This window comes from Actinomadura sp. 7K507 (assembly GCF_004348425.1).
GTDB lineage: Bacteria > Actinomycetota > Actinomycetes > Streptosporangiales > Streptosporangiaceae > Spirillospora.
The window spans coordinates 45,151-70,947 of sequence record NZ_SMKK01000008.1 but is presented as its reverse complement, the minus strand read 5'-3'; the positions used below and the strand labels follow the sequence as shown (position 1 = coordinate 70,947).

At 70.2% G+C, this 25,797-nt stretch carries 24 protein-coding genes; 5 read left to right on the top strand and 19 right to left on the bottom strand.

The window, feature by feature from the left end; genetic code table 11:
• Window positions 1–46: 46 nt before the first annotated feature.
• On the bottom strand, window positions 47–724 hold the full coding sequence (locus tag E1285_RS03500; RefSeq protein ID WP_132147921.1) for a permease prefix domain 1-containing protein: 678 nt from the start codon (window positions 722–724) through the stop codon (window positions 47–49).
• Complete coding sequence (locus E1285_RS03495; protein ID WP_131875723.1) at window positions 721–1,062, bottom strand: helix-turn-helix transcriptional regulator; 342 nt, start codon at window positions 1,060–1,062, stop codon at window positions 721–723. Before E1285_RS03495 ends, E1285_RS03500 begins: the two co-directional genes overlap by 4 nt.
• Window positions 1,063–1,134: 72 nt before the next feature.
• On the opposite strand from E1285_RS03495, the gene E1285_RS03490 reads away from it, so the two are divergent.
• Complete coding sequence (locus E1285_RS03490; RefSeq protein ID WP_132147920.1) at window positions 1,135–1,581, top strand: hypothetical protein; 447 nt, start codon at window positions 1,135–1,137, stop codon at window positions 1,579–1,581.
• 7 nt (window positions 1,582–1,588) lie between these two features.
• Here E1285_RS03490 and E1285_RS03485 read toward each other — a convergent pair whose 3' ends face one another.
• Together E1285_RS03485 and E1285_RS47085 are read right to left on the bottom strand one after the other, a co-directional pair.
• Window positions 1,589–2,059, bottom strand: a complete 471-nt coding sequence (locus E1285_RS03485; protein ID WP_132147919.1) for a MarR family transcriptional regulator — start codon at window positions 2,057–2,059, stop codon at window positions 1,589–1,591.
• A gap of 90 nt (window positions 2,060–2,149) precedes the next feature.
• Window positions 2,150–2,341 (bottom strand): hypothetical protein, encoded by a 192-nt coding sequence (locus E1285_RS47085; protein ID WP_243722520.1) that lies wholly within the window; start codon window positions 2,339–2,341, stop codon window positions 2,150–2,152.
• 99 nt (window positions 2,342–2,440) lie between these two features.
• Here E1285_RS47085 and E1285_RS03475 point away from each other — a divergent pair, with 99 nt between their 5' ends.
• On the top strand, window positions 2,441–3,421 hold the full coding sequence (locus tag E1285_RS03475; RefSeq protein WP_165966436.1) for an MFS transporter: 981 nt from the start codon (window positions 2,441–2,443) through the stop codon (window positions 3,419–3,421).
• Here the strand turns inward: E1285_RS03475 and E1285_RS03470 are convergent.
• Genes E1285_RS03470 through E1285_RS03460 form a run of 3 tightly spaced genes read right to left on the bottom strand, consistent with a single transcriptional unit; the run spans window position 3,393 to window position 6,421 of the window.
• Window positions 3,393–4,655, bottom strand: a complete 1,263-nt coding sequence (locus tag E1285_RS03470; RefSeq protein ID WP_132147917.1) for a glycosyltransferase — start codon at window positions 4,653–4,655, stop codon at window positions 3,393–3,395. The two genes, E1285_RS03475 and E1285_RS03470, sit on opposite strands and share 29 nt — an antisense overlap.
• A gap of 9 nt (window positions 4,656–4,664) precedes the next feature.
• A complete protein-coding gene (locus E1285_RS03465) occupies window positions 4,665–5,219 on the bottom strand; it encodes a hypothetical protein (RefSeq protein WP_132147916.1) in 555 nt (184 codons plus the stop codon).
• Window positions 5,220–5,272: 53 nt separating this feature from the next.
• Entirely contained in the window at window positions 5,273–6,421 is a 1,149-nt protein-coding gene (locus E1285_RS03460) for a glycosyltransferase (protein WP_132147914.1), read from the bottom strand.
• A 246-nt stretch (window positions 6,422–6,667) separates the two neighbouring features.
• On the opposite strand from E1285_RS03460, the gene E1285_RS03455 reads away from it, so the two are divergent.
• Together E1285_RS03455 and E1285_RS03450 are read left to right on the top strand one after the other, a co-directional pair.
• Window positions 6,668–7,060 (top strand): hypothetical protein, encoded by a 393-nt coding sequence (locus E1285_RS03455; RefSeq protein ID WP_132147912.1) that lies wholly within the window; start codon window positions 6,668–6,670, stop codon window positions 7,058–7,060.
• Between the two features lie 14 nt (window positions 7,061–7,074).
• Window positions 7,075–9,819: a hypothetical protein gene (locus tag E1285_RS03450; protein ID WP_132147910.1), complete on the top strand. Its 2,745-nt coding sequence runs from the start codon at window positions 7,075–7,077 to the stop codon at window positions 9,817–9,819.
• Window positions 9,820–9,868: 49 nt separating this feature from the next.
• Here E1285_RS03450 and E1285_RS03445 read toward each other — a convergent pair whose 3' ends face one another.
• From E1285_RS03445 to tkt, 12 genes are all read right to left on the bottom strand, one after another.
• Window positions 9,869–10,534 (bottom strand): response regulator transcription factor, encoded by a 666-nt coding sequence (locus E1285_RS03445; protein ID WP_132147908.1) that lies wholly within the window; start codon window positions 10,532–10,534, stop codon window positions 9,869–9,871.
• A gap of 26 nt (window positions 10,535–10,560) precedes the next feature.
• Window positions 10,561–10,989, bottom strand: a complete 429-nt coding sequence (locus E1285_RS03440; protein ID WP_132147906.1) for a pyridoxamine 5'-phosphate oxidase family protein — start codon at window positions 10,987–10,989, stop codon at window positions 10,561–10,563.
• A gap of 49 nt (window positions 10,990–11,038) precedes the next feature.
• The gene (locus tag E1285_RS03435) at window positions 11,039–12,178 is read right to left on the bottom strand and encodes a histidine kinase (RefSeq protein ID WP_243722519.1); all 1,140 of its coding nucleotides are present in this window, start codon (window positions 12,176–12,178) and stop codon (window positions 11,039–11,041) included.
• 110 nt (window positions 12,179–12,288) lie between these two features.
• Window positions 12,289–12,621, bottom strand: a complete 333-nt coding sequence (locus tag E1285_RS03430) for a cupin domain-containing protein (RefSeq protein WP_132147902.1) — start codon at window positions 12,619–12,621, stop codon at window positions 12,289–12,291.
• A gap of 46 nt (window positions 12,622–12,667) precedes the next feature.
• The gene (locus E1285_RS03425; RefSeq protein WP_243722517.1) at window positions 12,668–13,873 is read right to left on the bottom strand and encodes an Ig-like domain-containing protein; all 1,206 of its coding nucleotides are present in this window, start codon (window positions 13,871–13,873) and stop codon (window positions 12,668–12,670) included.
• Between the two features lie 148 nt (window positions 13,874–14,021).
• Window positions 14,022–14,810 carry a 6-phosphogluconolactonase gene (pgl, locus tag E1285_RS03420; RefSeq protein WP_132147900.1) on the bottom strand — a complete coding sequence of 263 codons (789 nt, stop codon included), beginning with the start codon at window positions 14,808–14,810 and terminating at the stop codon, window positions 14,022–14,024.
• Window positions 14,807–15,841: a glucose-6-phosphate dehydrogenase assembly protein OpcA gene (locus E1285_RS03415; protein WP_132147898.1), complete on the bottom strand. Its 1,035-nt coding sequence runs from the start codon at window positions 15,839–15,841 to the stop codon at window positions 14,807–14,809. The genes pgl and E1285_RS03415 overlap by 4 nt, the downstream gene beginning before the upstream one ends.
• A gap of 24 nt (window positions 15,842–15,865) precedes the next feature.
• Window positions 15,866–17,392: a glucose-6-phosphate dehydrogenase gene (gene zwf / locus E1285_RS03410; RefSeq protein ID WP_132147896.1), complete on the bottom strand. Its 1,527-nt coding sequence runs from the start codon at window positions 17,390–17,392 to the stop codon at window positions 15,866–15,868.
• 114 nt (window positions 17,393–17,506) lie between these two features.
• Window positions 17,507–19,213 (bottom strand): phosphoheptose isomerase, encoded by a 1,707-nt coding sequence (locus tag E1285_RS03405; protein WP_165966435.1) that lies wholly within the window; start codon window positions 19,211–19,213, stop codon window positions 17,507–17,509.
• 83 nt (window positions 19,214–19,296) lie between these two features.
• A complete protein-coding gene (locus tag E1285_RS03400) occupies window positions 19,297–20,982 on the bottom strand; it encodes a glucose-6-phosphate isomerase (protein WP_132147894.1) in 1,686 nt (561 codons plus the stop codon).
• Entirely contained in the window at window positions 20,979–22,094 is a 1,116-nt protein-coding gene (tal, locus tag E1285_RS03395; RefSeq protein WP_132147892.1) for a transaldolase, read from the bottom strand. Before tal ends, E1285_RS03400 begins: the two co-directional genes overlap by 4 nt.
• Window positions 22,095–22,114: 20 nt before the next feature.
• Window positions 22,115–24,241, bottom strand: coding sequence for a transketolase (gene tkt, locus E1285_RS03390; RefSeq protein ID WP_132147890.1), 2,127 nt, complete (start codon window positions 24,239–24,241; stop codon window positions 22,115–22,117).
• Window positions 24,242–24,820: 579 nt separating this feature from the next.
• Between tkt and E1285_RS03385 the strand changes: the two genes are divergently transcribed.
• Window positions 24,821–25,738: a heme o synthase gene (locus E1285_RS03385; protein ID WP_243722524.1), complete on the top strand. Its 918-nt coding sequence runs from the start codon at window positions 24,821–24,823 to the stop codon at window positions 25,736–25,738.
• Window positions 25,739–25,797: the final 59 nt, after the last annotated feature.

The following is a 25,797-nucleotide window of genomic DNA, read 5'->3' as shown; positions in this document are numbered from 1 at the left end:
CCGGGGTCACCAGTCTGCGCCGTCACTGGGCCGCGTGTCGCGTCCTTTATTCGCGGGGCGGTCCGGAGGTGAGGGCGGGGCGCAGGAGGTGGGCGCATTGTCGGCAGGCGCGGGCCGAGGCGGCGACCAGGGCGTGGGACGTGGCGGTCAGGGCGCCCGCGAGCAGCATCAGGGGCCAGTTCGCGGCCAGGAGCGACGCGGCGACGAGGGCCAGGGAGGCGATGCCCATCGCGGCGCCTGCGGTGGTGCCGGTCCAGGCGACCGCGAGGGGCAGGCGGCGGGGTACGGAGACTCGGAGGGCGAGGGGGCCGGTCGCGGCCAGGGTGGTCGCGGCGAGGAGGGCGGCGGTCACGGCGACGCCCGCCAGGTGGACGGTCAGCAGCCGTGACTGCCAGCCCTGTTCGAGTCCGGCGGTCCAGATCAGCAGCCAGCAGCCGGCCAGGAACGGCAGGCTGAGGGCGGCGGTCCGGGCGGTGTGCCGGGTCTGCGCGATGGTCAGTTCGCGCTGGCAGTGGGGGAGGAGTTCCTCGCCTGTGCCGAACTCGCGGACGGCCTGGCGGGCGGCCCGGTCGTAGGGCATCCCGCCGGTCGTGTGCGCTTCGACGGTGTCGTGGAGGCCGTCGCGGATCTCCTCGACCAGCCGCGCCTTGGCCCGGGACGGGCCGTGCAGGTTCGCCGCCAGGGACTTGACGTAGTCCTCGACCACGTTTCCGGCGGCGTTCATGAGGCCGGGTGCGGGGGAGCGGCGGGGTTCAGGACGGAGCCGATCGCGGCCGTGAACTCCTCCCACGCCGACCGCTCGCTGGCCAGGCGGCGGCGTCCGGCGTCGGTCAGCTCGTAGGAGCGGCGGCGCCGTTCGCCGACCGAGTCCCACGTGCTGCGCAGCAGGCCGAGCCGCTCCAGCTTCGTCAGCGCCGGATAGATCGTTCCCGTGCGCAGTTCCAGTGTCCCCCCGCTGCGTTCCTGGACCGCCGCGATGATCGCGTAGCCGTGCAGCGGGCCGCCTTCGAGCACGGCGAGCAGCAGCCCGTCCAGATGCCCGCGTACCGCGTCAGCCCTCATAGGTAGGCAGCCTACACAATCGTCGCGTAGGCATGGTACGTATTGGTAGCCAATATATTAGGAGGGTACGCAATGACGAAGTTTCTCCTGTCCGTGCACGTGCTGGCGGCGATCCTGGCGATCGGGCCGATCACCGTGGCGGCCTCACTGTTCCCCCGCTACGTGAAGGAGCCTGCGGAGGGCATCGAAGCCCCGGACGGCGGGACGGCCGCGTTCCTGCACCGGATCTGCCGCGGCTACGCCCTCGTCGGCCTCGCCGTCCCGGCCTTCGGGTTCGCGACCGCCGCGCAGCTCGGCGTGCTCACCGACGCCTGGCTGATCGCCTCCATCGTGCTGACCGCGGTCGCGGCGGGCATCCTCGCGGCGGCGATCCTGCCCGCCCAGCAGCGGCTGCTGAAGGCGCCCGGGGCGGGCGGCGCGGTGAGCCGGCTGACCGGCCTCACCGGCGTGTTCAACCTGCTGTGGGTGATCGTGGTCGTCCTCATGATCGTCCGGCCGGGCTCGACCACGAGCGTCTGACCGCGCGTCAGTCCTCGTAGGTGTGGACGAAGCGGGACAGGAGGCGCGCGAACTCGGCGCGTTCCTCGTCCGTCCAGTCGCTCATGGCCTTCGCGAAGTGCTCGTGGCGGGTGCGGCGGGTGGCCTCCACGACGGCCTGCCCGGAATCAGTGAGTTCCAGGTGGATGCGGCGGCCGTCCGCCTGGGACGCGACGCGGCGCACGTAGCCGGACTTGACCGCCTCGGCCACGATGCGGCTCCCGCGGGACGCGTCGACGCCGAGGCGGGTGGCGACCAGGCCGACGCTCATCTCCTGGCCGTCGTGGTCGGGGCCCTCGTCGACGACGTCCACCACATGCAGGACCTGGACGTCCACGGGCAGGTTGTGACCCCGTATCGCCGCCTTGCCCAGGCGCTGCCGCGACATCCCGCGCCGCAGCCTGACCATGCTCCGCTCAACGGCGTCCACCGCCCCGTCGTGCACCGCCTCCTCGCGCATGGCCACCAGTCTAGCTAGGTTGCATCCCACATATCTGTGTGCTTAGCATTCATTTGTCCTAAGCATATGAATGTGAAGTGCACATGGTTGCTATACCTCGTCGTGGACGTCCGCGCAGATGAGCCGCCGGAACCGGCTGCTGGTGTTCGGCGGGCTGATGCTCGCCGGGCTCATGTCCTCGCTGGACGCGACCGTGCTCGGGACCGCGCTCCCGACGATCGTCGGGGACCTCGGCGGGCTCGACAGGCTCGCGTGGGTGTCGACCGCGTACGTGCTGGCCACCAGTGTCACCGTCCCGTTGTCGGGACGGCTGGGGGACCTGTTCGGGCGCCGGCCGGTCCTGCTGACCGGCCTCCTCGGGTTCCTGGCGGGATCGGCGGCGTGCGGGGCGGCGCCGTCGACGCTGCCGCCACCGCGGCGGTCGTGCTGTTCCTGCGGCTGCCCGAGCCGGAGGGCAGGCCGAGGATCGACTACCTCGGCATCGGCCTCCTCGGCGCGGCGGTCACCTGCTTCACCCTGTTCACGAGTTGGGCCGGGACGCGGTACGCGTGGGACTCGCCGGTCGTCCTCGGGCTCGCGGCCGGGGCGGCGGCGCTGTTCGCCGCGTGGGTCATCGCCGAGCGGACGGCCGCCGAGCCGGTCATCCCGCCGAGGCTCTTCCGCGACCGGTCGTTCGCCGTGGCGTGCGCCGTCGCGGCCGTGGGCGGCGCGACCGGGTTCGGGCTCGCCACCTACCTGCCGATGTTCTTCCAGGTCGTCGGGGGAGTGGGGGCCACCGACTCTGGCCTGCTGCTCCTGCCGATGATGTTCGGCCTCGTCGCCGCCGCGATGGGCGCCGGCCGGTACATCCAGCGGACGGGCCGCTACCACCGGCTTCCCGCGGCGAGCATGGCGCTCAGCGCGGCCGGCGTCGGGCTGCTGGCCACGATGGACGTCCATACCGGCCTGTTCACCGCCGGGTGCTACATGGCCCTGCTCGGGTTCGGCGCCGGGCTGTCCCAGCAGGTCGTCGTCCTCATCGCGCAGAACGCCGCACCACGGCGGGACCTGGGCGCGGCCAGTTCCGGCGTCTTCGCGACCAGGGTGCTCGGCACCGCCGCCGGCATGGCGGTCTTCGGCGCCATCGTGTCGAGCCGGTTCGCCGAGGAGATCGGACGCCGCGTCCCGGACGGCGAGGTGCCCGCCTTCGCCGACGCCGTCCGCCCCCGAGGTGCTCGCCACCCTCCCCGGACCCGTCCAGGACGGTGTCTCGGAGGCGTTCGCGACGGCCTTCTCCGACCTTTTCCTCATGGCCCTGCCCGTTCTCGCTGCAGGCCTCGCCGCCGCGCTGCTCCTACCGAACAGCCCTTTGATCACCCGTAAGTAAATCGTTGACGCAGGGACCTGCGATGTCCGGGGCGGCGGCGCGCTGGAGCGCCGCCATGAGAAGACGACCCGACCTGTGCCACCTTGGCGGCTCGAAATCCGTGGCGGGGTTGCGGGCGGTTCGATGTACCACCGAGGCGACGAGCGTGCGGAACGCGCTGCCGTCCCCTGGGCGGTAGAACAGACCTGCCTCGGCGAGGGACTCACGCAAGGGAATGATGTCGGGAGCGATGACTGGCGTTCCGCAGGCGACCGCCTCCAGGCACGGAAGCCCCACACCCTCATTGACGGAAGCGGTGACGAGCGCGCTCGCTCCGGTGTAGAGAGCCGTAAGTTCCACATCCGGCACCCGCCCGGTGAACACCAGCGGACCCGTCCCATGGTCGGCCAGCAGCCGACCGACCTCGGGAAGAGCTTCCGCATGGCCGCCGACGGCGACAAGCCGCAGTTCGGCGGGCAGTTCGTTCGCCCCGGTGAGCAACTGCTCGACAAGCCACGGAAATCGCTTGTTCGCGTTCGCGAGGCCCACATAGAGCACGTATGGTCCCGTCAGGGCGTACTTGGTCCTTACAGCCTGAACCGCTTCGGCCGTTGTGGGATGAAAGACCGATGGGTCTACCGCTCCCGGCACCAGGGCAAGCCTGTGTGCTGGAACGTCCAATAGTGATCTGACGTCACGAGCCGTCGAATGAGATACAACGGTCACCAGCGAGGCCTGCTCCACGAGGACCCTGTTCAGCCCGGCGAAGTATCGGGAGAAGACATCGCCGCCGTCCGTGTCGAACCGGTTCGGCAGTGTCTCCAGTTCCAGCTTGAGCTTGCTGAATTCCTGCCACCCGAACCGTCGAGCAAAGGAGCCATCGGTGTAGCTGAGCGCTGGATATTTCAGCCGAGTCAAATCATGAATAGTAAACACGAACGGGACGGGAAGAAGGTGATCTGCGGTATAGTGCGTGGTGTAGTAGAGATCCGGACGGGTGGTGCGCACAAGGTCGCGCAGCCACGGAGAGGCGCGGACGAAACCCTCCGGCTCCGGACAGATGAGCACCTCAGCTCCATGAGGAACAGCCGCCCGCCTGGCCCGCCGTTCCTGGAACTTCCAGGCGACCACGGTGAGACGCCATCCCATTGCCGCCATGATTGGAGCGGTCTCCCGCAACAGGGAGAGGCCGTAACGCGAGACTCCCGTGTCATGATTCGATCGAATGTCGAAGATCAGGCTCAGCCTCAATACACATTCCTATCTCGCGGCAAGAAGTTTGCGGAGCCACTTGGCGGTCTCTAGGGGATCGGTGTGCATCCGTCCCGGAATTCCGCACCGCCGGGCGGCGGTGACGTTCTGTTCGAGATCGTCAATGAAGATCGCCTGATCGGCGACTCGTTGATCAGCATCGAAAATGGCGCTGAAAAAGTTCGGACTCGGTTTGGCGTAGCCGACTTCAAAAGAAAGTACGGCGGGCGCCTCGATGCGAGCCGTGAGAAGGTGGGACGTCACGGATTGCCAATGCAGCGGATTGGTATTGCTTGCAAGTAGCAGCCTTCCGTCCGCCGCCAGCGCTCTGACCGCATGGACGATTTCGACAACCGTGAACCCAAGGACCGATTGCCAGGCGACGACGACGTCCTGAGCAGAGAGGCAACCGTGGGGAAAGAGGCTACGGACCGTATCGGTGAACTGCTGGACGGATACCGCACCGGTCTCGAAGCCGGTGATTACGCCGCATTCCTCGATGGCATCGGCGACCCACCGCCATCGGCGACCTGTTTTGTAGGCGAGAGACCTGTACTGTGCCATGGGACGGGTCCGTATTAGGACGTCCCCGACGTCGAGGATCACCAGCCGTCCTGTCACTGCCCGACCTTGCGGTAGACGGAAAGGAGGTCGTCGACATGAGCCTTCCAGGTGTAGCGGCCGGCCCATAGGGCGCGTATTTCCCTCTGCGACGGATCGTCAGATGTCCATAAGAGCCGATTGAGAAGGGCTCCGATCTCTTCAGTGGAGCCAGTTCTGCAATAAAACGCGTGGTCGGCGAGTGTCTCGCGGAACACGTCGAGATCGTTGACCACGACTCGAGTGCCCAACGTCAGCGCTTCCAGCGGCGTGAACCCGAATCCCTCGTACTCTGCTAGATGTACGAGAGCGGAGGCGTTGCAATACAGCCTCGCCAGTGTGGAGTCGTCAATTTCGCCGAGCAGGATGGCTGCATTGCCGAGTTCAGACCGGACCGCCTTCGCGTGGTGAGTCGAATCGGTGAAGTCGCGACCGGCGAAAACAAAAGGGACACCCAGGTCATGAGCATTGCTGGCGAGATAAGCCGCACAGAGCCTCGGCAACGCCTTATGTGAGCGGGCTTGGCCCACGTAGAGCAGATAGCGCTTAGTAAGGCCGGCTACCGGAGAACGGTCGTCGTCGTTAGACTCTAGGTGGTCGACACCGTAGTGGGAGACGGTGAGGCCGGCGGTGAACCCGACGAGTGAACGGAGTTGGTCGCCGACCGTCCGTGTCGGCACGATGACACCCTGCGCCTGAGTACAGGCGAATTCGAGCATCGCACGGTAGAATCTCCGATGTGCGCTCGCTGAGCTGGTAAGACCGGCTCCCGGCCCCGGATGCGAGCCCATGATCGCGGTCGTTAATTCTTTGAGATCCTTGAGACTTGCTACGCCAAAGCGGTCCGCGAAATCGGTATCCGAGTAACAGAGCCGAGGCCGGGTGGCTCGGAACACGTCATGGATGGTTATCAAAATCGGTACATCGAGTCGTTCGACAGGGATCCGGTAGTCGAGAAGGTGAACGACATTGGCTCCGCACTTCTGTGCGGCAACCGCCAGTTCGGTTCCCTCGGCGCGAGTGTACCGCGGAGTGCCTGTCGGCTCGAGAACGGTGATCCGGACGTCCGTTAATGAGCTCCTGCAAAGAGCGTCGATCAGTTGCCGGGTGTATCGCCCGATCCCGTCGGATCCAACGACTCGTCCGTCTACCAGAACTCTGATCATGCCGTGCGGACCGCCTCGTCTTCATGTGGCCGCCGTGCCCAACGCCCCGAGTATGAGAACCACTGGACAACAAGACCAGGACCCGATCATTATGATGACGACGGCGTGCGTCTAGGGGCGTCGCAACGGGAATCTGGCCTGTATCGGCCAGGGAAGCTCGCGTGGGTCGTGCGGGACACCTGAAGGCGCTCGCCGACCGGCTGCATTGGGTTCCGCGCTGACCGGAGCCTCGGGAAGGCGATCAACATGGACGCTCCTTCGAAACGCCACAAGGTCATCGGTGTGCTTTCGGTTCTCCTCGCGGCTGCCATAGGCTTGATTACCAATATGGTGACCAGTTCCTTTACCTGGATTCTGGCGCTGAGCCTGGCCGGCCTGGTGGCGGTCGCCGCCGCACTGACGTGGGTCGGGCGCGGTCGAGCGGCCGACCCACGTGAGACAACGGTGACTCAGAAGGCACAGAGCGGCGGTAGCATCCGTTCCGGAAGGATCACGGCTTCGAGCGGTGCGGAAGTGTCTGAGAAGGCAGAGAATGATGGTGAGATATCGCGTTCGAAGGTGCGTGCCGAAGGTGGGAGGGTCGCCAGACACGCGGATGGAGGCTCGATAGAGGACCAGAACATCGAAACGAGCCCATAGCGGGAGCCTGAAAGATGGTCCACGGTACTGCGATTGTCGATCGCGTCCAGGTCATCACCGCCATGCACCGGCTCTGTACGGACGACACCACTCGTGCGCTCATGCTGTGGGGGGTCGGCGGTCAGGGCAAATCCACCATGCTCTCGTACTTTCAAGAAAGTATCACCGGAGAGTACGGCGCCTGCTGCGGGGTGATCGACCTCGAGCAACTCGTCGATCACGGCGGTGGCGACTTAAGAAACGAAGTCCACCTAGCTCAGCAGACTCTCAACATAGTGGCGAGGTGTTTCGAAGGGTGGCATGGACGGCGGCTCACTGGCTACTGGCGCCTTGTGCAGGCGGCGAACAGGGAGGTGCGCGAATTCATCCGCGCCACCCCTTCGTTCTTTATCAACCAGCGGGCGACCAGACAGGGAAACATCTCTGACGTCGAGATCAACGTGGATGTCGGCGTCGGACACCGCTATTCGTTGCTGAAGGGCGAGCAGCGAGAAATGTTGACCACAGGTCTAATGGCGGAGATCGATGAAATTATCTCGGTGGCCAAAGTGGAGGCGCGGTCTTTCATTTGTTTCGACACGACCGAGCGGCTGCATTTTCTCGACGGCAACATGTTGGATGGATCTGGTTCGTTGATGACATCCGGAAGCGTCTCCCATTGGCTCACGACGAGCCTGATCGCTGAGCTTTCGCATGCCTGGCCAGGTTTGAAATTTGTCCTCGCCGGAAGAGAGGAGTTGGCTCTACCCTATGACCTGAAGGTCGAGAGCATCGAGCTCACCGAATGGGAGGAAGAGTACACACGGGAGGTCCTGCGGGTGCGAGGGATGGAACCTGAAGTGGCGGCCCAGGTCCATTCTGTCGCCTCGGGACACCCATTGTGGACCAATGTGCTCGCGGACGTGCTGCTCTCGGCCGACACCCCGTTGAGCGAGATCGGCGACCTGCTCGATCGCAGCTACCGCTCCGAGCCCCGGGCCAGGTGGGTGAGCCGCTCGCTGCTCGGGCGCGTCCCGAAGCGCGATAGGTCTCTGGTGATCGCGGCGGCGGTTCCCCGGAAGATCGAAAAGCCCCTGCTCGCTCGTCTCTTGGGGAAGTGGGACGCGTTCGAGGACGACGGCTCGGCTTGGTACGAGCGAATCCGTGCATATTCGTTTGTGCAGTCCCACCGTGGTGAAGGCGGCCGGTTCGAGACGCGGATGCATGCCCTCATCAGAAGCGCCGTACTCTCGTTCGCTGCGGACGAGAGCCCCGATGCCCTCGGGCGACTCCATGCCTCCGCAGCGGATTTCTTCGATGAACGCGGTGATCCTCTCGAAGTGCTCTACCACCGGATTTCGGTAGGTGATTCGAACGCTATGCGCTCCTGGGAAGCTGAGGTCGATGCCGCGCTCTCGCGCTACGAGTTCGACAAGGCATTGCAACTGATAGAAGTGGCGGATGCGGCTGATATCGGCGGTGGCCGCTCGATTGAGAATGAGAGTCGTCGGCTGAAGGCCAAGGCGTTGATCGCTGGCGGTAGGATCGCGTTCTTCCAGCTGCGTCTGGATGCGGCCGAGGAGCAGTTACGACGCGGCCACGCCTTGGCGGAGACCACCGGCGACAGTGGCCTGACGGGTGAGGCACAGCTCAGGCTGGCGGAGGTCGCCCACCGCAGGTTGGACCTGCCGCGTGCCTTCAAGGCGTCGGAGAACGCGCGGAGAGGGTTTCAGGAGGCAGGCGATGAGCGGGGAGTCGCGGCCGTCCTGCATATTCAGGGCCACCTTCATCTCGCTCAGATGGATACCGAGCAGGCACGGGACGCCGTATGCCGAAGCCTGGCGATCTACCAGGCGGTGAACGACGAGTTGGGCCAGGCGCGGGCGCTGGAGCTTCGAGCGCACGTCAAGTGCGGCAGAGCGGAGCTGGTCGCCGCGCTGGCCGATGTGTCCGAGGCGGCGGGTCTCTACGAGGCCCACGGCGACCTTAGGGGCATTGCCGCCGCGCACGGCATGGTGGCGGACATCAGCCTGCTGCTCGGACGCTTGGATCAGTCCGTGGCATCAGCATCACGGGCGCTGGAGATCTACGGTCGGACCGGCGAGGCGTTTAAAGAGGCGGGAGCCGTTCATATCTTCGGCCGGATCAACCTTGCAAGGAATCGGCTTGAGGAGGCGGAAGCGGATGCCCAGAAGGAGATCGCTCTTCATCGGAAGACGAGGAACAAGCTCGGACTCGGCAATGCCCTGCTCCTCCTGGGGGCCGTCAAGCTCGATCGGGGACGCGGTGACGAGGCGGCCGACCTCACCGCTCAGGCCCATGACCTCTACCTGGAGGTCGGGAACCCGCTTGGTGAGGCTCACGCGCTGGTCCAGTTCGCCCAGGTGGCCTTGAGTGAAGGCGATGCCGTGGTGAGCGCGGGCCGCGCGGGCCGCGCGCTCCGGCTCTACCGACAGGTCGAGAATGCTCTGGGAGTAGGCGAGTGCCTCACATTGTTGGCCGTAGCGCGGACGCTCGAACGTAGGTACGCGGACGCGAAGTCGTTTTGTGACGACGCTCTGGAGATCTTCGAGCGTCTGGAGGCCCGCCCAGGGATCGGACGCGCCGTCCTAACTCGGGGGCGGATGTTCATGGTCTCGAATCGCCGGGCGGAGGCGACTGCGGACATCGCCTGGGCGCGAAAAGAGTTCGACCAGTGCGGTTACCAGCGACTCGCAGCGGAATGCGCGAGACTGCTGAACGAGATCCAGGACTCCGGCGGCTCTGTCGAGCCCATCTGACACTCGTTCCCATGTAGTACGGCGATGCGGGGACATACCATGCCACGGCTCATTCGTCGAGGGCCGCGTCGTGGACGAGGAGGGCTATCTGGACGCGGTTGTTCAGCTCCAGCTTCGTCAGCAGCCGCGAGACGTACGCCTTCACGGTGGCGACGCTGAGCGACAGCTCCCGGCCGATCTCGCTGTTGGTGCGGCCGCGTCCGACGAGGGCGGCCACGGCGCGCTCGCCCTCGCTCAGCCGGGCCAGCAGCTCCCGCGCGCGGGCCTGGCGCGGGTCCGCGCCGGAGTCGGCGACATACGACATCATCTTGCGCAGCACCGCCGGCGACATCATCGGCTCGCCCGCCGCGACCTCCCGGATCGCCCGGACGATCTCCGGCGGCGGGGTGTGCTTCAGCAGGAAGCCGCTCGCGCCCGCCCGCATCGCGCGCACGATGTGGTCGTCGGTGTCGAACGTCGTCAGGATGATGATCTCGGGCGGGTCGCGGCGGGAGCGCAGCAGCTCGGTCGCCGCGAGCCCGTCCACGCGGGGCATCCGGATGTCCATCAGGACGACGTCGGGCCTGTGCTGGTTGACGGCGGGCACCACCTCGGCGCCGTCGGCGACGTCCCCCACGACGTCGAGGTCCTCGGCGTTCGACAGCATCATCGACAGGCCGGCGCGGACGAGGGCGTCGTCGTCCACGATCAGAACGCGGGTGGGCGCGGAGTCCATTGCGTCACCCTACGGCCTGCCGGGAACTACGGGCGGTGGAGGCGGCGGCCGGTGACCTCGCGCGCCGACAGCCGGAACCATGCCTCGCGGTCGCCGCCCGGCCACGGGGAGACCTGCGCGACGGACGCCTGCTCCTCGACGGTCAGCGGGTGCGCGCCGCCGCGCAGCAGGACGCTCCACCCCTCGTGGCTCGCCTCGTCGAACCGGTCGACCTCGAACGCCGCCCTGACCTCACCGCCCGCCACGGACGTCAGCAGGCTGCGGTTCAGCCGGCCGGTGACCGACGTCCGGAAGATCACCGCGTTCCCGTCGACGGCGTAGTTCACCGGGACGACCGTGGGCCCCTCGCCGTCGTCGAAGGCCACGCGGCCGATGCCGGCCTGGCCGAGGAGCTCCATGCAGTCGGCGCGGCCGAGCTCTTCCAGGACGGGCTGGGCAGAGGAGTTCGATGCCATGCCTCCCACCTTCCCACCGGCCACACCGCCATGCGCGCGAGGGGGCGGACTACAGGGGCAGGCGGGCGTGCAGCCGGAAGCGGCCGTCGCCGGTCCTGCCGTGCTCCAGGGTGCCGCCGAGCAGGGCCACCCGCTCGGCCAGGCCGACGAGCCCCGCGCCCGATCCGGGGATCGCGAGCGTCGGCGGGCCCGGCGGCACCGCGTTGACGATCTCGATCTCCAGGTCCGTCCCGGCGTCCAGGCGCACCCGGACCCCGGCGCCGGGCGCGTGCTTGCGGGCGTTGGTCAGGCCCTCCTGGACGATCCGGTAGGCGTGCCGGCCGACGCGGGACGGGACGCGGGACGGGTCGGGCACGTGCTCGTCCAGGGAGATGTCGCCTCCGGCGCGCCGCGACTCGCGGACGAGCGCGGACACGTCGGCGAGCGTCGGCTGCGGCCGTTCCGGGTCCGTGCCGGGCGGGGCGGCCCGCAGCACGCCGATCACCTCGCGCAGGTCCTCCATCGCCTCGAAGGCGCTCTGCCGGATGACCCCGGCGGCCTCGCGCTGGTCGGCGGGCGCGTCCGGGCGGAACTCCAGCGCCCCCGCGTGCACGGCCAGCAGCGAGATCCGGTGCGCGAGGACGTCGTGCATCTCGCGGGCGATCCGCTCCCGCTCCAGCAGCCGGCCCTCCTCGACGCGCAGCCGCTGCTCGGTCTCGGCGGCGCGGGCCCGCTCCTTCAGCGACTCGATGAGCATCCGCCGGGACCGGACGAGCATCCCCGTCGTGACCAGCGTCGCGTGCAGCAGCGTGAACACGACGGCGCCCTCCAGGAAGTCCGACGCGGGCGACACCAGCCAGAACACCGCGATGATCAGCGCCAGGTTCGCGGTGGCGATCGGCAGGGCCGTCCGCCAGGGCCGCAGCATCGCCAGGGAGTACATGGCGATCGCGCCGGCGCCGAACATCGTCGTCGCCGCCCACTGCAGGAAGATCAGCGTCACCGCGACGGCGACCGGATGCCGGCGCCGGAACAGCAGCAGGACCACCAGGGAGACCGCGCCGGCCCCCAGTTCGAAGCGGACCGGGATCTCCTGGTCGGGGACCGTATCCTCGATCGTCGCCTGGAGCAGCAGCAGGCCGAGCAGCGCCGCCACCGCGGCGAGCCCCGCGTCCTCGAGCCAGTCGCGCCACGATCGCCTGAGATCCACGAGGTCAACGGTAGCCAGGCCGCTCCGCCGGGGAAGCGTCCGCAGGTCGGTGCGGCATCGACTTTGGTAGGCGGGCGCCGCGCTGCCCCCCGGCCTCCGGGTGGCGTCGCTCAGCCGGACTTGGCGACGGTGAGCAGGATCGCCGAGTCCTCCAGCGCCTCCAGGCTGTGCCGCGCCTCCGGGACGATCAGGAGGTCGCCGGAGATCCCGTCCCAGGAGTTGTCGCCGCTCAGCAGGCGCACCCGCCCGTGCAGGACCGAGATCGTCGCCTCACCGGGATTCTCGTGCTCCGACAGCGTCGTGCCCGAGGTCAGCGCGATGAGCGTCTGGCGCAGGACGCGCTCGTGACCGCCGTAGACGGTGTCGGCGCTGCGTCCGGTGGAGTTCGCGGCGGCGCGCTTCAGGTGGTCCCGGACCAGTGCGTCCAGCGAGAGCTTCTGCATGCCACCAAGTGTGCCAGTGCCGTCACCGGACGCCCGAGGCGCGGGGTCACTCGAGCGGCGTGCCCGTGACCGGCTCGCCGGTCGCGCTGCCGGCCAGCCAGTCCTCCCAGGACTTCGCCCACGGCGTCGGCCCGTTGCCGAACTCCAGCTTCCGGGACGTTCCCTGCACCTTGACGATGTCGCCCCGGTTGGTGAAGTCGTAGAACCACTTGGCGTTCCCGGCGGACATGTTCACGCACCCGTGGCTGACGTTGTCGCTGCCCTGCGAGGTGGTCGACCACGGCGCCGAGTGCACGAACACGCCGCTGTAGGTGAGGCGGACGTTCCACTTCGTCGGGATCCGGTACTCGCCCGGGTTACCGGTCGTCGCCGAGTCCATGATGATGTCCTTCGCCTTCTCCTGGGCGATCATCGTCCCGCTGTAGCTCTCGTGGCCGGGCTTGCCGAGGCTGACGTTGATGGTCTTCACCGTCTCGCCGCCCTCGGTGACCGTCGCGCGGTGCTTCTTGGCGTCGATGGTGGTGATGTGCCTCTCGCCGACGGTGAAGCTCGCGGAGCGGTCCTCCACCCCGTACACGCCGTCGGCGATCTTCACGCCCGCCAGGTGCGCGATGACCTCCACCTTCTGGCCGGTGGGCCAGTACTCGCGGGGACGGAACTGGACCTGCTCGTCGCTGATCCAGTACCAGGCGCCCTGGACCGGCTCCGACATCCGGACCTCGAGGGCCTTCTCCACCGCGACCTTGCCGGCCTTCGTGCTCACCGGCCGGGACAGCAGCAGCTGCACGGGCATGCCGACGCCGACGGTCTCGCCGTCGAGCGGCGACATGCCGGTCTCCAGCTTGCCGTCGGGCTTCAGCGTGGTGAAGGTGGAGGTCGCGGTGACCTGCTTGCCTCCGCCGCCGGTGCCCTTGGCGGTGACCGTGTACGTCGTGGACGGCTTCAGGGTCCACGAGGACTTCCACGACGTGCCGTCCTGGGCGAGCTCGCCCTCGGCCTTCTTGTTCTTCTTGCCGTAGGTGAGGGTCACGTCCGTCAGCTTGCCGTTGTCCGCCGTGACCGTGACGGGCTTCTCCGGTGCGGCCTGCTTCGTGCCGGTCGCGGGCGTGATGGAGAGCTTCACCTGGTCCGCGGCCTTGCCGCCGCCCGCGCCGCCGCCATCGCCGTCCCCACCGGACGAGCAGCCGGAGACCGCGATGATGACCGCCCCGATGATCGCCGCACTCACCGTCCCGCTCCGACCCTTGAGCACCTGAGAACTCCTCACCCTCGACGCGGGTTATCTCCTCGTCAGGGTATGCGCGGTTTTGCGGAAGGCATGCGGAACGGCGGCCACCAATCGGTTCTCCCTGAACCGCGCAGTCGTTTCCCCAAGCCGGGTCAAGGGTCGGCAAGGCAGGTCAAGGCGCGGTGACGTACCCCGGCGGGAGCCGCGAGGCGGCGGCCCGGTCCAGCAGGAACAGGGTCCGCTCCCGGCCCCGGGCCCCCGCGACCGGCGCCTCCACCGGGTCCGTCTCCGCCAGCCCGAGCCGGACGGCCCCGGCCTTCGACTCGCCCGCCGCCAGCACCCAGACCTCCCGTGCCGCGTGCAGCACCGGGAACGTCAGCGAGATCCGTGTCGGCGGCGGCTTCGGGGCGTCCCGCACAGCCACCACCGGACGCTGCTTCTCGCCCAGGGCCGCCATCCCCGGGAACAGCGACGCCACGTGCGCGTCCGGCCCCACACCCAGCATCAGCACGTCGAACGAGGGGATGTGGAACGACGACCCGGGGGCGTCCCCGGGATGTTCGGCGGACAGCAGCTCGGCGGCGTAGCGCCCCGCCGCGGCCTCCGGGTCGTCCCCGTCGGGCCCGTCCGCCGCCGGCATCGGATGCACCCGGACCGGATCCAGCGGGACGCGGTCGAGCAGCGCCTCCCGGGCACCGGTCTCGTTGCGCTCCGGGTCCCCGGCGGGCAGGAACCGCTCGTCGCCCCACCACACGTCCAGGCGTCCCCAGTCGATCGCGTCGCGCGCCCCGCCGGCGGCGAGCGCGGACAGCAGCGCCGTGCCGACCCCGCCGCCGGTCAGCGCGACCGACGCCGAGCCCCGCGCCGCCTGGACGTCCGCGATCCGCGTCACCAGCCGCGCGGCGGCCGCCTCGGCGAGGACGTCCTGGTCGCGGTGGAGCAGAACCTCCGGGGCGCTCACTCCCGGCCCCCCTCGCCGTTCCCGTCCGGCTCTTCCTCGGCGGCCTGCCCGGCGGGCTCCGCCTCCGCCTCCGCCGTCGCCGACATCGGGTCGCTCGCCACGCCCTCGCTCGTCGAGCCGCCCGCGAGGTCCTTGGCGAACCGGGTGGCGGCCTCGTGGTACACCTCGTCGGGGTCGAGGCGCCGGAGCTCCTCGGCCAGCAGGTCGGCCATGGGGCGCCGCAGCAGCGACACATGCCGGTCGGGCTGGCCGGGCCGGCACAGCGTCGCGACCCGCCCGTCGGGCCGGTGGATCTGGATGTCGCCGCTCGTCGTCGTGAGCCGGACGCCGGTGAGGCCGGGGCCCTCGGAGACCGTCCGGGTCACCGGGACGCCCAGCCGGATCGACAGCCACGCCGCCAGCAGCTCCGCGCTCGGGCTGTCCGGCTCCGCCGACACCTCGCCGGACACGATCTCGTCGTGCTTCTGGTCGAGCGCGGCGGCCAGCAGCGACCGCCACGACGTCAGCCGCGTCCAGGTGAAGTCGGTGTCGCCCGGACGGTACCCCTGGGCGAGCTGCGCGAGGGTGCCGAGCCGGTCGCGGGCCGCGTAGGAGTCGGTCACCCGGCGCTGCGCCAGCGTGCCGAGCGGGTCCTTGGCGGGCACCTTCGGCACCTTGCCGCCCGGCCACCACGTCACCACCGGCGTGTCGGGCATCAGCAGCGGGACGACCACCGAGTCGGCGTGGTCGGCGAGCGGCCCGTACATGCGCAGCAGCACCGTCTCGCCCGGCCCGGTCTCGCCCATCCGGATCTCGGCGTCCAGCCGGGACGAGCCGCCGCGCGGATCGCGGGAGATGACGGTCAGCACCCGGCAGGGATGCTCGCGGGCCGCCTCCGTCGCCGCGCGCACCGCGTCGTACTGCGCCGACTCGTCGGTCACGATGATCAGGGTGAGCACCATGCCGACGGCCGGCCCGCCCATCAGGTGCCGGGACTGCGTCAGCGCGTCCTGGATCTTGCGGGTCGTGGTGCCGGTGAGGTCGATGTTCATCTACAGCCCCCGTCTCGTCATCGTCTAGAGCCGCCGCCAGACGCGCCCGTCGCGCGCCATCAGCTCTTCGGCGCTGTCGGGCCCGTAACCGCCGGACTTGTACTGGTCGACGCCGCCGCGGCTCGCCCAGTACTCGGTGACGGGGTCGAGGATCTTCCAGGACAGCTCGACCTCCTCCTGCCGGGGGAACAGCGGCGGGTCGCCGATCAGCACGTCCAGCAGCAGCCGCTCGTAGGCCTCGGGGGAGGTCTCGGTGAACGACTCGCCGTAGGCGAAGTCCATGTTGACGTCGCGGATCTCCATCGAGGTGCCGGGCACCTTCGAGCCGAACCGGACCGTGATGCCCTCGTCCGGCTGCACCCGCATGACCAGGGCGTTCTGCCCGAGCTCCTCGGTGTCGGTCTCCGAGAACGGCTGGTGCGGCGCCTGCTGGAACACCATCGCCACCTCCGTCACCCGGCGGCTGAGGCGCTTGCCGGTGCGCAGGTAGAACGGGACGCCCGCCCAGCGGCGGTTCTGGATCTCCAGCTTGACCGCGGCGTAGGTCTCGGTCCGGGAGTCGGCCGGGATGCCGTCCTCGTCCAGGTAGCCGCGGACGTCCACGCCGCCCTGCCAGCCCGCCGCGTACTGCCCGCGCGCGGTGGACTCGGCCAGGTCGCCGGGCAGCCGCACCGAGGACAGGATCTTGGCCTTCTCCGCCCGGACGGCCTCGGCGCTGAACGACGTGGGCTCCTCCATCGCCGTCAGCGCCAGCAGCTGCAGCAGGTGGTTCTGGATGACGTCGCGCGCCGCGCCGATCCCGTCGTAGTACCCGGCGCGGCCGCCGATGCCGATGTCCTCGGCCATCGTGATCTGCACGTGGTCGACGAACGACCGGTTCCAGATCGGCTCGAACATCGCGTTGGCGAACCGCAGCGCCAGGATGTTCTGCACCGTCTCCTTGCCGAGGTAGTGGTCGATCCGGAAGATCGACTCCTCGGGGAAGACCCGGTGGACGGTGTCGTTCAGCTCCACCGCCGTCGTCTGGTCCCTGCCGAACGGCTTCTCGATGACGACCCGCCGCCAGGACTCCTGCGAGCGGTCGGCGAGGCCGCTGCGCTGGAGCTGCTCCACGACCTTCTCGAAGAACTTCGGCGGGATCGACAGGTAGAACGCGTAGTTGCCGCCCGTGCCGCGGGTCTCGTCCAGCTCCTTGACGGCCATCGACAGCGCGTCGAACGCGCCCGGGTCGTCGAACGTGCCGGGGACGAAGTGCATGCCCTCCGACAGGTGCGTCCAGACGTCCTCGCGGAACGGCGTCCGCGCGTGCTCCTTGACCGACTCGTAGGCGATCTGCCGGAAGTCCTGGTGGTCCCACTCGCGGCGGGCGAAGCCGACCAGGGAGAAGCCCGGCGGCAGCAGGCCCCGGTTCGCCAGGTCGTAGATCGCCGGCAGCAGCTTCTTTCGGGACAGGTCCCCGGTGACGCCGAACAGCACGAGCACGCAGGGCCCGGCCACCCGCGGCAGGCGCTTGTCCCGCGGGTCGCGGAGCGGATTTGTCGGGTCGGTCACATGGCCCCCTCTGACCGCGCTGCGTCCCGCGGCGCCGCCTTCTGTCGTACTACTCCTGCAAGCATCCTGCCCTCACCGGGGCCGGGTAGGCGGCGACCGGGACGGCGATGAAGGTCACGGCCTGCGCGCCCCCGCCACCGAGCGCATCGACTCGGTGAGCCTGCCCGCGCCCTCGACCGGGTCGCGCAGATGCAGCCGGATCACCGGCAGCCTGCGCTCGCGCAGCGCCCGCAGCTCGGCCAGGGCCCGCGCGAGCTGCAGCTTCGCCAGGCTGTAGGGGCGGCCCGGGACGGGATGCGAGGCCAGCGTGTCGCCCGGCGCCGGGTCGCCGGTGATGATCAGGAACGCGCCGTTGCCCGGACCGTCCTTGTGCACCGGCCCCGTCGCGTGCGGGTACGCCGGTCCCGGGCCGTAGGCGACGGGACGCCCGGACCCGCGCGCCATGGACGGCGCGAGGTACCGCCCGGAGAAGTCGCCCGACAGGTACGTCATGACCGACAGGTACCCGTCGCCCGGCACCGAGGCGACCAGCCCGCCGAGGACGGTCCGCAGCTCCGCGCCGGGCGGCCACGGGAAGTCGGCGTGCACCTCGATGTCGTCCTCGACGTACACCGGCTCCTCCGCGGTCAGCGGGCCGGTGCCCGCCGTGCGCAGCATCGTCGCCGCGTCGTCCTCGGACTCTTGGACGACGGTGCTGCCCGCCTCGAACGGGTTCACGCCGAGCAGCCACCCGGCGACCGCCGTCGCGTACTCCCACAGCAGGAACTGCGCGCCGAGCGGAGCCCACACCGAGGTGTCAGAGTCGTCCTGCGCCGCCGACTTCGGGTTGATCGACACGCCGTGCACGTCGGGGAAGTCGCCGCGCCCGCCGGGCGGCTCGAACGCCAGCACGCCGCGGCCCCGCTTGCCGGTGCCGACCGCCAGGAGCTGCGAGATCCAGTTGCTCAGCGCGCCCGGGCCGCCGGGCTCGCGCAGCAGCACCTTGTCGCGGGCCAGCCCGCCGGGCCCCTGCTGCGCGCAGCCGCCGATGACGGCGCCGAGCAGCAGGCCCGGATTGTCCTCGTCCTTGCCGAGCGACGGCACCAGCGACGCCGCCTCCTCCAGCAGGCGCTCGGCGTCGGCGCCCGCGAGCACGGCGGGGACGAGCCCGTAGGCCGACAGGGCCCCGTAGTGCCCCGGCAGGTACGGGTCGGTCAGCCCGATCCGGTAGCCGCACTGCCGCGCGAAGTCGTGCAGCGGGCTCCCGTGGTCGGTGATGACCAGGAACCGGCCCGCGATCTCCCGCTCCGACAGGCCGCGCTCACGGAACGCGGCGGAGAAGATCCTGCGGTAGGCGTCGCCTTCCAGCGACACGCCCGCCTTGCTGGCCAGCACGACCAGCGTCCGGTCGAGCCGCTCCATGGCGAACGCGAGCGCGGCGGTGTCGCTGCCGTCCAGGACGGTCAGCTCGCCCGTCGCCCCGCCGGGCGGGCCCTGCCCCGCCTGCCCCGGGGCGCCGGAGCCGACGGCGACCGCGGGCGCGTGCGCCTCCATGATCGCCTGGGCGGCGAGGCTCTCCGCCCCGACGCCGATCAGCACGATGTGGTCGAGGCCCGAGTAGCGGGCCTCGGCGACCATCCCGTCCACCTGGTTGAGCAGGCCGCGCGAGGCGAACGGCAGGTCGAGCCAGCCGAGCCTGCTGTGGTCGACCGCGCGCCGCCCCCACAGCCGCGGGTCCTTGGCGGCGAGCGCGCCGGGGACCCCGCAGCTGACGAGGTAGTCCCTCGCCTTCAGCGCAAGGTCCAGCACGTCGCCGCGCGTCAATACGTCGAATCCGGACACCGTTCCCTCCTGACCCCCCATCGTTTCAGGAGAGAATGCGCATTGGCGACCTATCCATCGATCTTCTTCCGCGCCGGCGTCCGCTAGGCGAGCGCCTCCGTCAGCTGAGCGAGGCCCTCCGCGCGGTCGCGCAGATGGAGCCGGAAGGAGGGGCGGCCCAGGGACCGGACCACCCGGAGGTCGCCGAACGCCTGCGCGAGCTGCAGTTCCCCGAGGCTGTACGGTCGGCCCGGCACCTGGACGTCCCCGGTGACCGCGCCGGTGAGCTGCAGGAACGCGCCGTTCTGCGGGCCGCCCTTGTGGTACTGGCCGACCGTGTGCAGGTAGCGCGGCCCCCACCCGAACGTCACGGGCGCCGGATGCCTGCGGACCTTGGCGGCCCGCGCCGCCAGCAGCGGCCGCAGCCCGGCCGCCGCCGCGTCGCCCCGGCGGTCCAGGTAGGCCAGGACGGCGAGGTAGCCGCCGTCCGGGACGCCCTCCAGGATCACCTCCAGCGCCTCGGTCAGGGTCCGCGCGCCCCGGAGGGCGTCCTGCGCGTCGGGGACGGTGCAGTGCACCTCCACCGCACCCGACACCAGCTCCGGCGGCCTGCCCACGACCGTGGGGGCGGTGCCCTCCTCGGACCGCAGCAGCGCCGCCGTGCTCTCCTGCGACTCGCCGACATCCGGCTCGTCGAACGGATTCACGCCCAGCACGCGCGCCGCCACCGCCGCCGCGTACTCCCACAGCAGGAACTGCGCGCCGAGCGGGCCCGCCACGCTCACCCCCGCCTCGCGCCCGGGACCGGGCTCGTCCTGCCGGCGGCCCAGGATGACGCGGCGCAGGTCGCCGGCCAGTTCGAAGCCCGGCGCGTCCACGCCCTCGACCACCACCGGCAGGAGACCCTTGCCGTCCTTGCCCAGCGCGCCGCCGACCAGCTGCTCCGCCCACCCGGAGAAGCCGTCCAGGCCGGAACCGTGGTCGGCGATCACGAGCTTGTCGCGGGTGCCGAGCGCGGAGGAGCCCAGCACCGCGCCCAGCGCCAGGGCCGGGTTGTCGTAGGGCTGCCGGAGCGCCGCGAGCAGCCGGGACGCGTCGTCCAGCAGGACGTCCACGTCGACCCCGGCGAGCGCGGCCGGGACCAGCGCCCGCGCGCCGAGGGCGCCGTAGCGCCCGTCGGCGTCGGGTTCGGCGGGCACGAGGTGATGGCCCACCTCGCCGGCGGCGCGCGCGAGCGCCGACCCCTCCTCGGCCACGACGACGAACCGGCGCGCCAGCTCGGCGCCGTCCAGCCCGGCTTCGGAGAACGCGCGCCCGAACACGCGCCGCAGCGACTCCGCCTCGATGCTCCCGCCGACCACGACCACCACCGTCCGGTGCAGGTCGCCGGCCAGCACGCCCGACACCTCGTGCGGATCGGTCGTGTCCAGGACGATCAGCTCCGCCGCCCCCTCGGCGGACCGGAACGCGGACCGGGACATCGCCTCGGCGGCGAGCGCGGAACCGCCCGCGCCCGCCAGGACGATCCGGTCGAGACCCGCGGCACGGGCCTCGCCCGCCGGCTCGGCCAGCAGGTCCGCCAGCGACCGCGAGGTCTCCGGCATCCCCAGCCAGCCCAGCCGGCAGGCGGCCAGCGGGGCCGCGTCCGGCCCCCACAGCTTCGCGTTCCGGGACATCAGGGAGCCCGGAACGCCGTCGGAAACGAGACGCTCCAGCAGCGTGTCGCTCTCGTCGACCACGGCTCCGCGGATGGTGACCGAGATCCCCCCGGCGGTCACCACCGAGGTCATGCCTCGGCCCTCTTGGACTCCAGCTCGCCGGTGATCGAGTCGAGCAGCTCCTTCCACGACACCGCGAACTTCTCGACGCCCTCGTCCTCCAGGACCCGCACGACGTCGTCGTAGTCGACGCCGGCGTCCTTCAGCGCCGCCATGTGCGCCCGTGCGTCGTCGTAGGAGCCGCGGACGGTGTCGCCGCGGACCTGGCCGTGGTCGGCCTCGGCCACCAGCGTCGCCTCCGGCATCGTGTTGACCGTGCCCGGCGCGACCAGTTCGTCCACGTACAGCGTGTCGTTGAGGTCCGGGTCCTTCACACCGGTGGACGCCCACAGCGGACGCTGGGGACGGGCCCCGGCGTCCTTGAGCGCCTTCCACCGGCCCGTGCCGAACTTCTCCTCGTACAGCGCGTACGCGAGCCGGGCGTTGGCCAGACCCGCCTTCGAGGTCAGCGCCTCCGCCTCCGGCGAGCCGATCTTCTCGAGCCGCTTGTCGATCTCGGTGTCGACGCGGCTGACGAAGAACGACGCCACCGAGGCGATCTTCGACAGATCGTGGCCGTTCTCCCGTGCTCGCTCCAGCCCGGTGAAGAACGCGTCGATGACCTCGCCGTAGCGCTCCAGCGAGAAGATCAGCGTCACGTTCACGCTGATGCCCTCCGACAGCGCCGCCGTGATCGCCGGCAGCCCCTCCCGCGTCGCCGGGATCTTGATGAACAGGTTCGGCCGGTCCACCAGCCACCACAGCGCCCGGGCCTCGGCGACCGTCCTGCGGGTGTCGCGGGCGAGCCGCGGGTCCACCTCCAGCGACACGCGGCCGTCGAGCCCCTCCGTCCGGTCGTACACCGGGCGCAGCACGTCGCAGCCCCAGCGGATGTCGTAGGAGGTGATGGCGCGGGCCGCCTCCTCGACGTCCACCCCGCGGACCGCGAGGTCGCGCACCTGGTCGTCGTAGGCGGTGCCCTTGCTCAGCGCCTTGGCGAAGATCGTGGGGTTGGACGTCACGCCGACCACGTGCTTGTCCTTGACGAGCTCGGCCAGGTTGCCCGTCCGCAGCCGCTCCCGGCTGATGTCGTCCAGCCAGATCGACACGCCCTCGTCCGAGAGCTTCTTCAGGATCTCACTCATCGCATACTCCTCGTCACGTCCTAGTTGCCGGTGGTCTCGCCTCGCCCGGCGTGCTTCACACCGGCCTTGATCAGGCTCGCCTTCGCCGCCGCGACGACCCGCTCGGAGGTGATGCCGAACTGCAGGAACAGCGTCTTGTAGTCGGCCGACGCGCCGAAGTGCTCCAGGCTCACCGACTCGCCGGCGTCGCCGACGAACGCGCGCCAGCCGAGCGCGACCCCGGCCTCCACCGACACGCGGGCGCGCACCCCGGGAGGCAGGACCTCCTGCCGGTAGGCGTCGGTCTGCGCCTCGAACCACTCCACGCACGGCATCGACACGACGCGGGTCGGTGTGCCCTCGGCCTGCAGCGCCGTCCGCGCCTCCAGCGCGAGCCCGACCTCGCTGCCGGTGGCGATGACGATCACGTCGGGCCGCCCGCCGTCGGCGTCCGCGAGCACGTAGCCGCCCTTCGCGACGCCCTCCGCGGACGCCAGCTCGCCGCCGCGCTCGAGCGTCGGCAGCTTCTGCCGGGTCAGCGCCAGACCCGCGGGGCGGTCGGTGTGCCCGAGCACGGTCCGCCACGCGACGGCCGTCTCGTTCGCGTCCGCCGGCCGGACGACGTCCAGGCCCGGGATCGCCCGCAGCGCCCACAGGTGCTCGACCGGCTGGTGCGTCGGGCCGTCCTCGCCGAGGCCGATCGAGTCGTGCGTCCACACGAACGTCACCGGCAGCTTCATCAGCGCCGCCAGCCGTACCGCCGGGCGCATGTAGTCACTGAAGATCAGGAACGTGCCGCCGTACGGGCGCGTCCCGCCGTGCAGCGCGATCCCGTTGCAGATCGCGCCCATCGCGTGCTCGCGGACGCCGAAGTGCAGCGTGCGGCCGTAGCGGTGGCCCGGGAACTCCTTGGTCTGGAACTCCTCGGGGACGAAGGACGGCTCGCCCTTCATCGTCGTGTTGTTGCTCTCGGCCAGGTCCGCCGAGCCGCCCCAGAGCTCCGGCAGCACCGGCGCCAGCGCCGCGAGGACGTCCCCCGACGCCTTGCGGGTCGCGACCTCGGTACCGGCCTCGAACTCCGGCAGCGCGCCCTCCCAGCCGGACGGCAGCGCGCGGGCCGCGATCCGGTCGAACTCGGCCGCGCGCTCGGGGTTGTCCCCCCGCCACGCGTCGAACGCCCTGTTCCACTCTGCGTGGTCGGCGCGGCCCCGGTCGCTCACCTTCCGGGCGTGCGCCAGGACGTCCTCGGGGACCTGGAACGACTCGGCCGGGTCCAGGCCGAGGATCCGCTTGGTCGCCGCGACCTCGTCCGCGCCGAGCGCCGAGCCGTGCGCCTTGCCGGTGTTCTTCTTGTTCGGCGCCGGCCAGCCGATGATCGTCCGCAGCGCGATGAACGACGGGCGGGACGTCTCGGCCTGCGCCGCGGTGAACGCCTCGGCCAGCGCGGCGACGTTCTCCTCGTAGTCGCCGTTCACCGTCCAGTCGACGTTGTGGACGTCCCAGCCGTACGCGGCGTACCGGGCCTGCACGTCCTCCGACAGCGCGATCGCGGTGTCGTCCTCGATCGAGATGTGGTTGTCGTCGTAGAGCAGCACCAGGTTGCCGAGCCGCTGGTGCGCCGCGAGGGCGCTCGCCTCGTGGCTGATGCCCTCCATGATGTCGCCGTCGGACGCGAACGCCCAGACGGTGTGGTCGAAGGGGGACTCGCCCTGCGGCGCGTCCGGGTCGAACAGGCCGCGCTCGCGGCGCGCCGCCATCGCCATCCCGACGGCGTTCGCGACGCCCTGCCCCAGCGGGCCCGTGGTCGTCTCCACGCCCGCCGTGTGCCCGAACTCGGGGTGGCCGGGGGTGAGGCTGCCCCACTTGCGCAGCGACTTCAGCTCGTCCAGCGTCATCGGGTAGCCGGACAGGTAGAGCTGGATGTAAAGGGTCAGGCTGGAGTGCCCGCAGGAGAGCACGAACCTGTCCCGGCCGGCCCAGTGGGGGTCGGTCGGGTCGTGCCGGAGGAACCGCTGGAACAGAAGGTAGGCGGCGGGCGCGAGGCTCATCGCCGTCCCTGGGTGACCGGAGCCCGCTTCCTCGACCGCGTCCATGGCGAGGGCGCGGATCACGTCCACCGCCCGCCGGTCCTGGTCGGACCACTCAAACGTGCTGTTGTCCCTGCTCACGGAACGCCAGGCTCCTCTCAAAACGTGTACTGAACCACTCTGTTGTGCCGCGGCGGCCGGGCACCGCCCGGATCACGGCACGGCAGGCGACGCGATCGGTCTTCCCGCAGGCCCCAGGCGCCGGCCGCGTCCCGCCGCCGGCGAAGATCATGCCGCGCCCTCCCGCGAGCCTATCGCGCGGGAGGGCCGCCGAAGGCGCACGTGAACGCGGGCACGAGGCGCCGCGTTCCCCGGGGTGGCCGCGCCGCCTCATGCACCCTTGCCCGAACGCCCCGCGGACTAACCCCCCGCACGGGTGATCCCGCGGGGGATCCGGTGACCCGGTGCGCGCCCTCCGGAGGGGGCGGACTAGAGTGAATGCGCGGTTGACCACAGCGGCCGCGGCAGGAAGCTCAAGCCGAAGTTGCACCCAGCCGAGGCCGGCCCGGAACGCGGGGGCGCCGCCGAGGTGGTACGCGATTTCCCATCCCTACGTTGGACGTGGACCCGATTGTGACGGTGCTCAGTAACAAGCGCGAGGTCGAATTCGAACTCGACGAACTCGACCGCAGGACGCCGGGGGCTCCTGTGACTCCCCTCGTGCCGGTGCCCGCCGAGCAGGCCGCCCCATGGACGATCGGGGCGAGCGTGCGCGCCTACGTGGCGCTGACCAAGCCGCGCGTCATCGAGCTGCTGCTCATCACGACCATCCCGGTGATGTTCCTGGCGGCCGGCGGCCTCCCGCCGCTGTCCACCGTGCTGCTGACGCTGGCGTTCGGGACGATGTCCGCCGCGGCCGCCAACGCGATCAACTGCTACATCGACCGCGACATCGACGCCAAGATGCGCCGCACCCGGCGCCGCCCGCTGGCGCGGCACCAGGTCACGCCGGCCCGCGCGCTGATCTTCGGGATCACGCTCGCGGTCCTGTCCACGGCGGGGTTCCTGCTCACCGTCAACCCCGTCGCCGCGGCCGGATCGCTGTTCGCGATCCTGTTCTACGTCTTCGTCTACTCGCTGCTGCTCAAGCGGCGGACATCGCAGAACGTCGTGTGGGGCGGCATCGCGGGGTGCATGCCCGTCCTTATCGGCTGGGCCGCGATCACCGGCGGCCTCGCCTGGACCCCGCTCGTCCTGTTCGGCGTCGTGTTCCTGTGGACGCCGCCGCACACGTGGACGCTCGCGATGCGCTACCGCGAGGACTACGCGGTCGCCAAGGTCCCGATGCTGCCCGTCGTCGCCACCGAGCGGCGCGTCGTCACCGAGAGCCTCCTCTACACCTACGCGACCGTGGCCTGCTCGCTGCTGCTGTGGCCGGTGGCGGGCATGGGCCCGGTGTACGGCGCCGTCGCGGTCGTCCTGGGCATGGTCTTCCTCGCCGAGGGCCACCGGCTGCTGAAGGCGGTCCGCGCCGGGGTCACCGGCGTCCATCTGCGGCCGATGCGGTTCTTCCACCTCTCCAACGTCTACCTGGCGCTGCTTTTCACGGCCGTCGCCGTCGACCCGATCCTGCACTGACGGCCGGGTCCTGCGCCGACGGCCGGACTCGTGACCCGACGGTTACCTGACGTGATCGG

What these genes read in the sequence shown, in the direction of transcription:
- E1285_RS03415 (WP_132147898.1), bottom strand. Translation starts at nt 15,841, where the DNA reads ATGAACATCGACCTCACCGGCACCACGACCCGCAAGATCCAGGACGCG.
- E1285_RS03440 (WP_132147906.1), bottom strand. Translation starts at nt 10,989, where the DNA reads ATGGCATCGAACTCCTCTGCCCAGCCCGTCCTGGAAGAGCTCGGCCGC.
- E1285_RS03400 (WP_132147894.1), bottom strand. Translation starts at nt 20,982, where the DNA reads ATGACCTCGGTGGTGACCGCCGGGGGGATCTCGGTCACCATCCGCGGA.
- E1285_RS03485 (WP_132147919.1), bottom strand. Translation starts at nt 2,059, where the DNA reads ATGCGCGAGGAGGCGGTGCACGACGGGGCGGTGGACGCCGTTGAGCGG.
- E1285_RS03455 (WP_132147912.1), top strand. Translation starts at nt 6,668, where the DNA reads ATGGACGCTCCTTCGAAACGCCACAAGGTCATCGGTGTGCTTTCGGTT.
- E1285_RS03430 (WP_132147902.1), bottom strand. Translation starts at nt 12,621, where the DNA reads ATGCAGAAGCTCTCGCTGGACGCACTGGTCCGGGACCACCTGAAGCGC.
- E1285_RS03460 (WP_132147914.1), bottom strand. Translation starts at nt 6,421, where the DNA reads ATGATCAGAGTTCTGGTAGACGGACGAGTCGTTGGATCCGACGGGATC.
- E1285_RS03495 (WP_131875723.1), bottom strand. Translation starts at nt 1,062, where the DNA reads ATGAGGGCTGACGCGGTACGCGGGCATCTGGACGGGCTGCTGCTCGCC.
- E1285_RS03465 (WP_132147916.1), bottom strand. Translation starts at nt 5,219, where the DNA reads ATGGCACAGTACAGGTCTCTCGCCTACAAAACAGGTCGCCGATGGCGG.
- E1285_RS03445 (WP_132147908.1), bottom strand. Translation starts at nt 10,534, where the DNA reads ATGGACTCCGCGCCCACCCGCGTTCTGATCGTGGACGACGACGCCCTC.
- E1285_RS03490 (WP_132147920.1), top strand. Translation starts at nt 1,135, where the DNA reads ATGACGAAGTTTCTCCTGTCCGTGCACGTGCTGGCGGCGATCCTGGCG.
- E1285_RS03500 (WP_132147921.1), bottom strand. Translation starts at nt 724, where the DNA reads ATGAACGCCGCCGGAAACGTGGTCGAGGACTACGTCAAGTCCCTGGCG.
- E1285_RS03450 (WP_132147910.1), top strand. Translation starts at nt 7,075, where the DNA reads ATGGTCCACGGTACTGCGATTGTCGATCGCGTCCAGGTCATCACCGCC.
- tal (WP_132147892.1), bottom strand. Translation starts at nt 22,094, where the DNA reads ATGAGTGAGATCCTGAAGAAGCTCTCGGACGAGGGCGTGTCGATCTGG.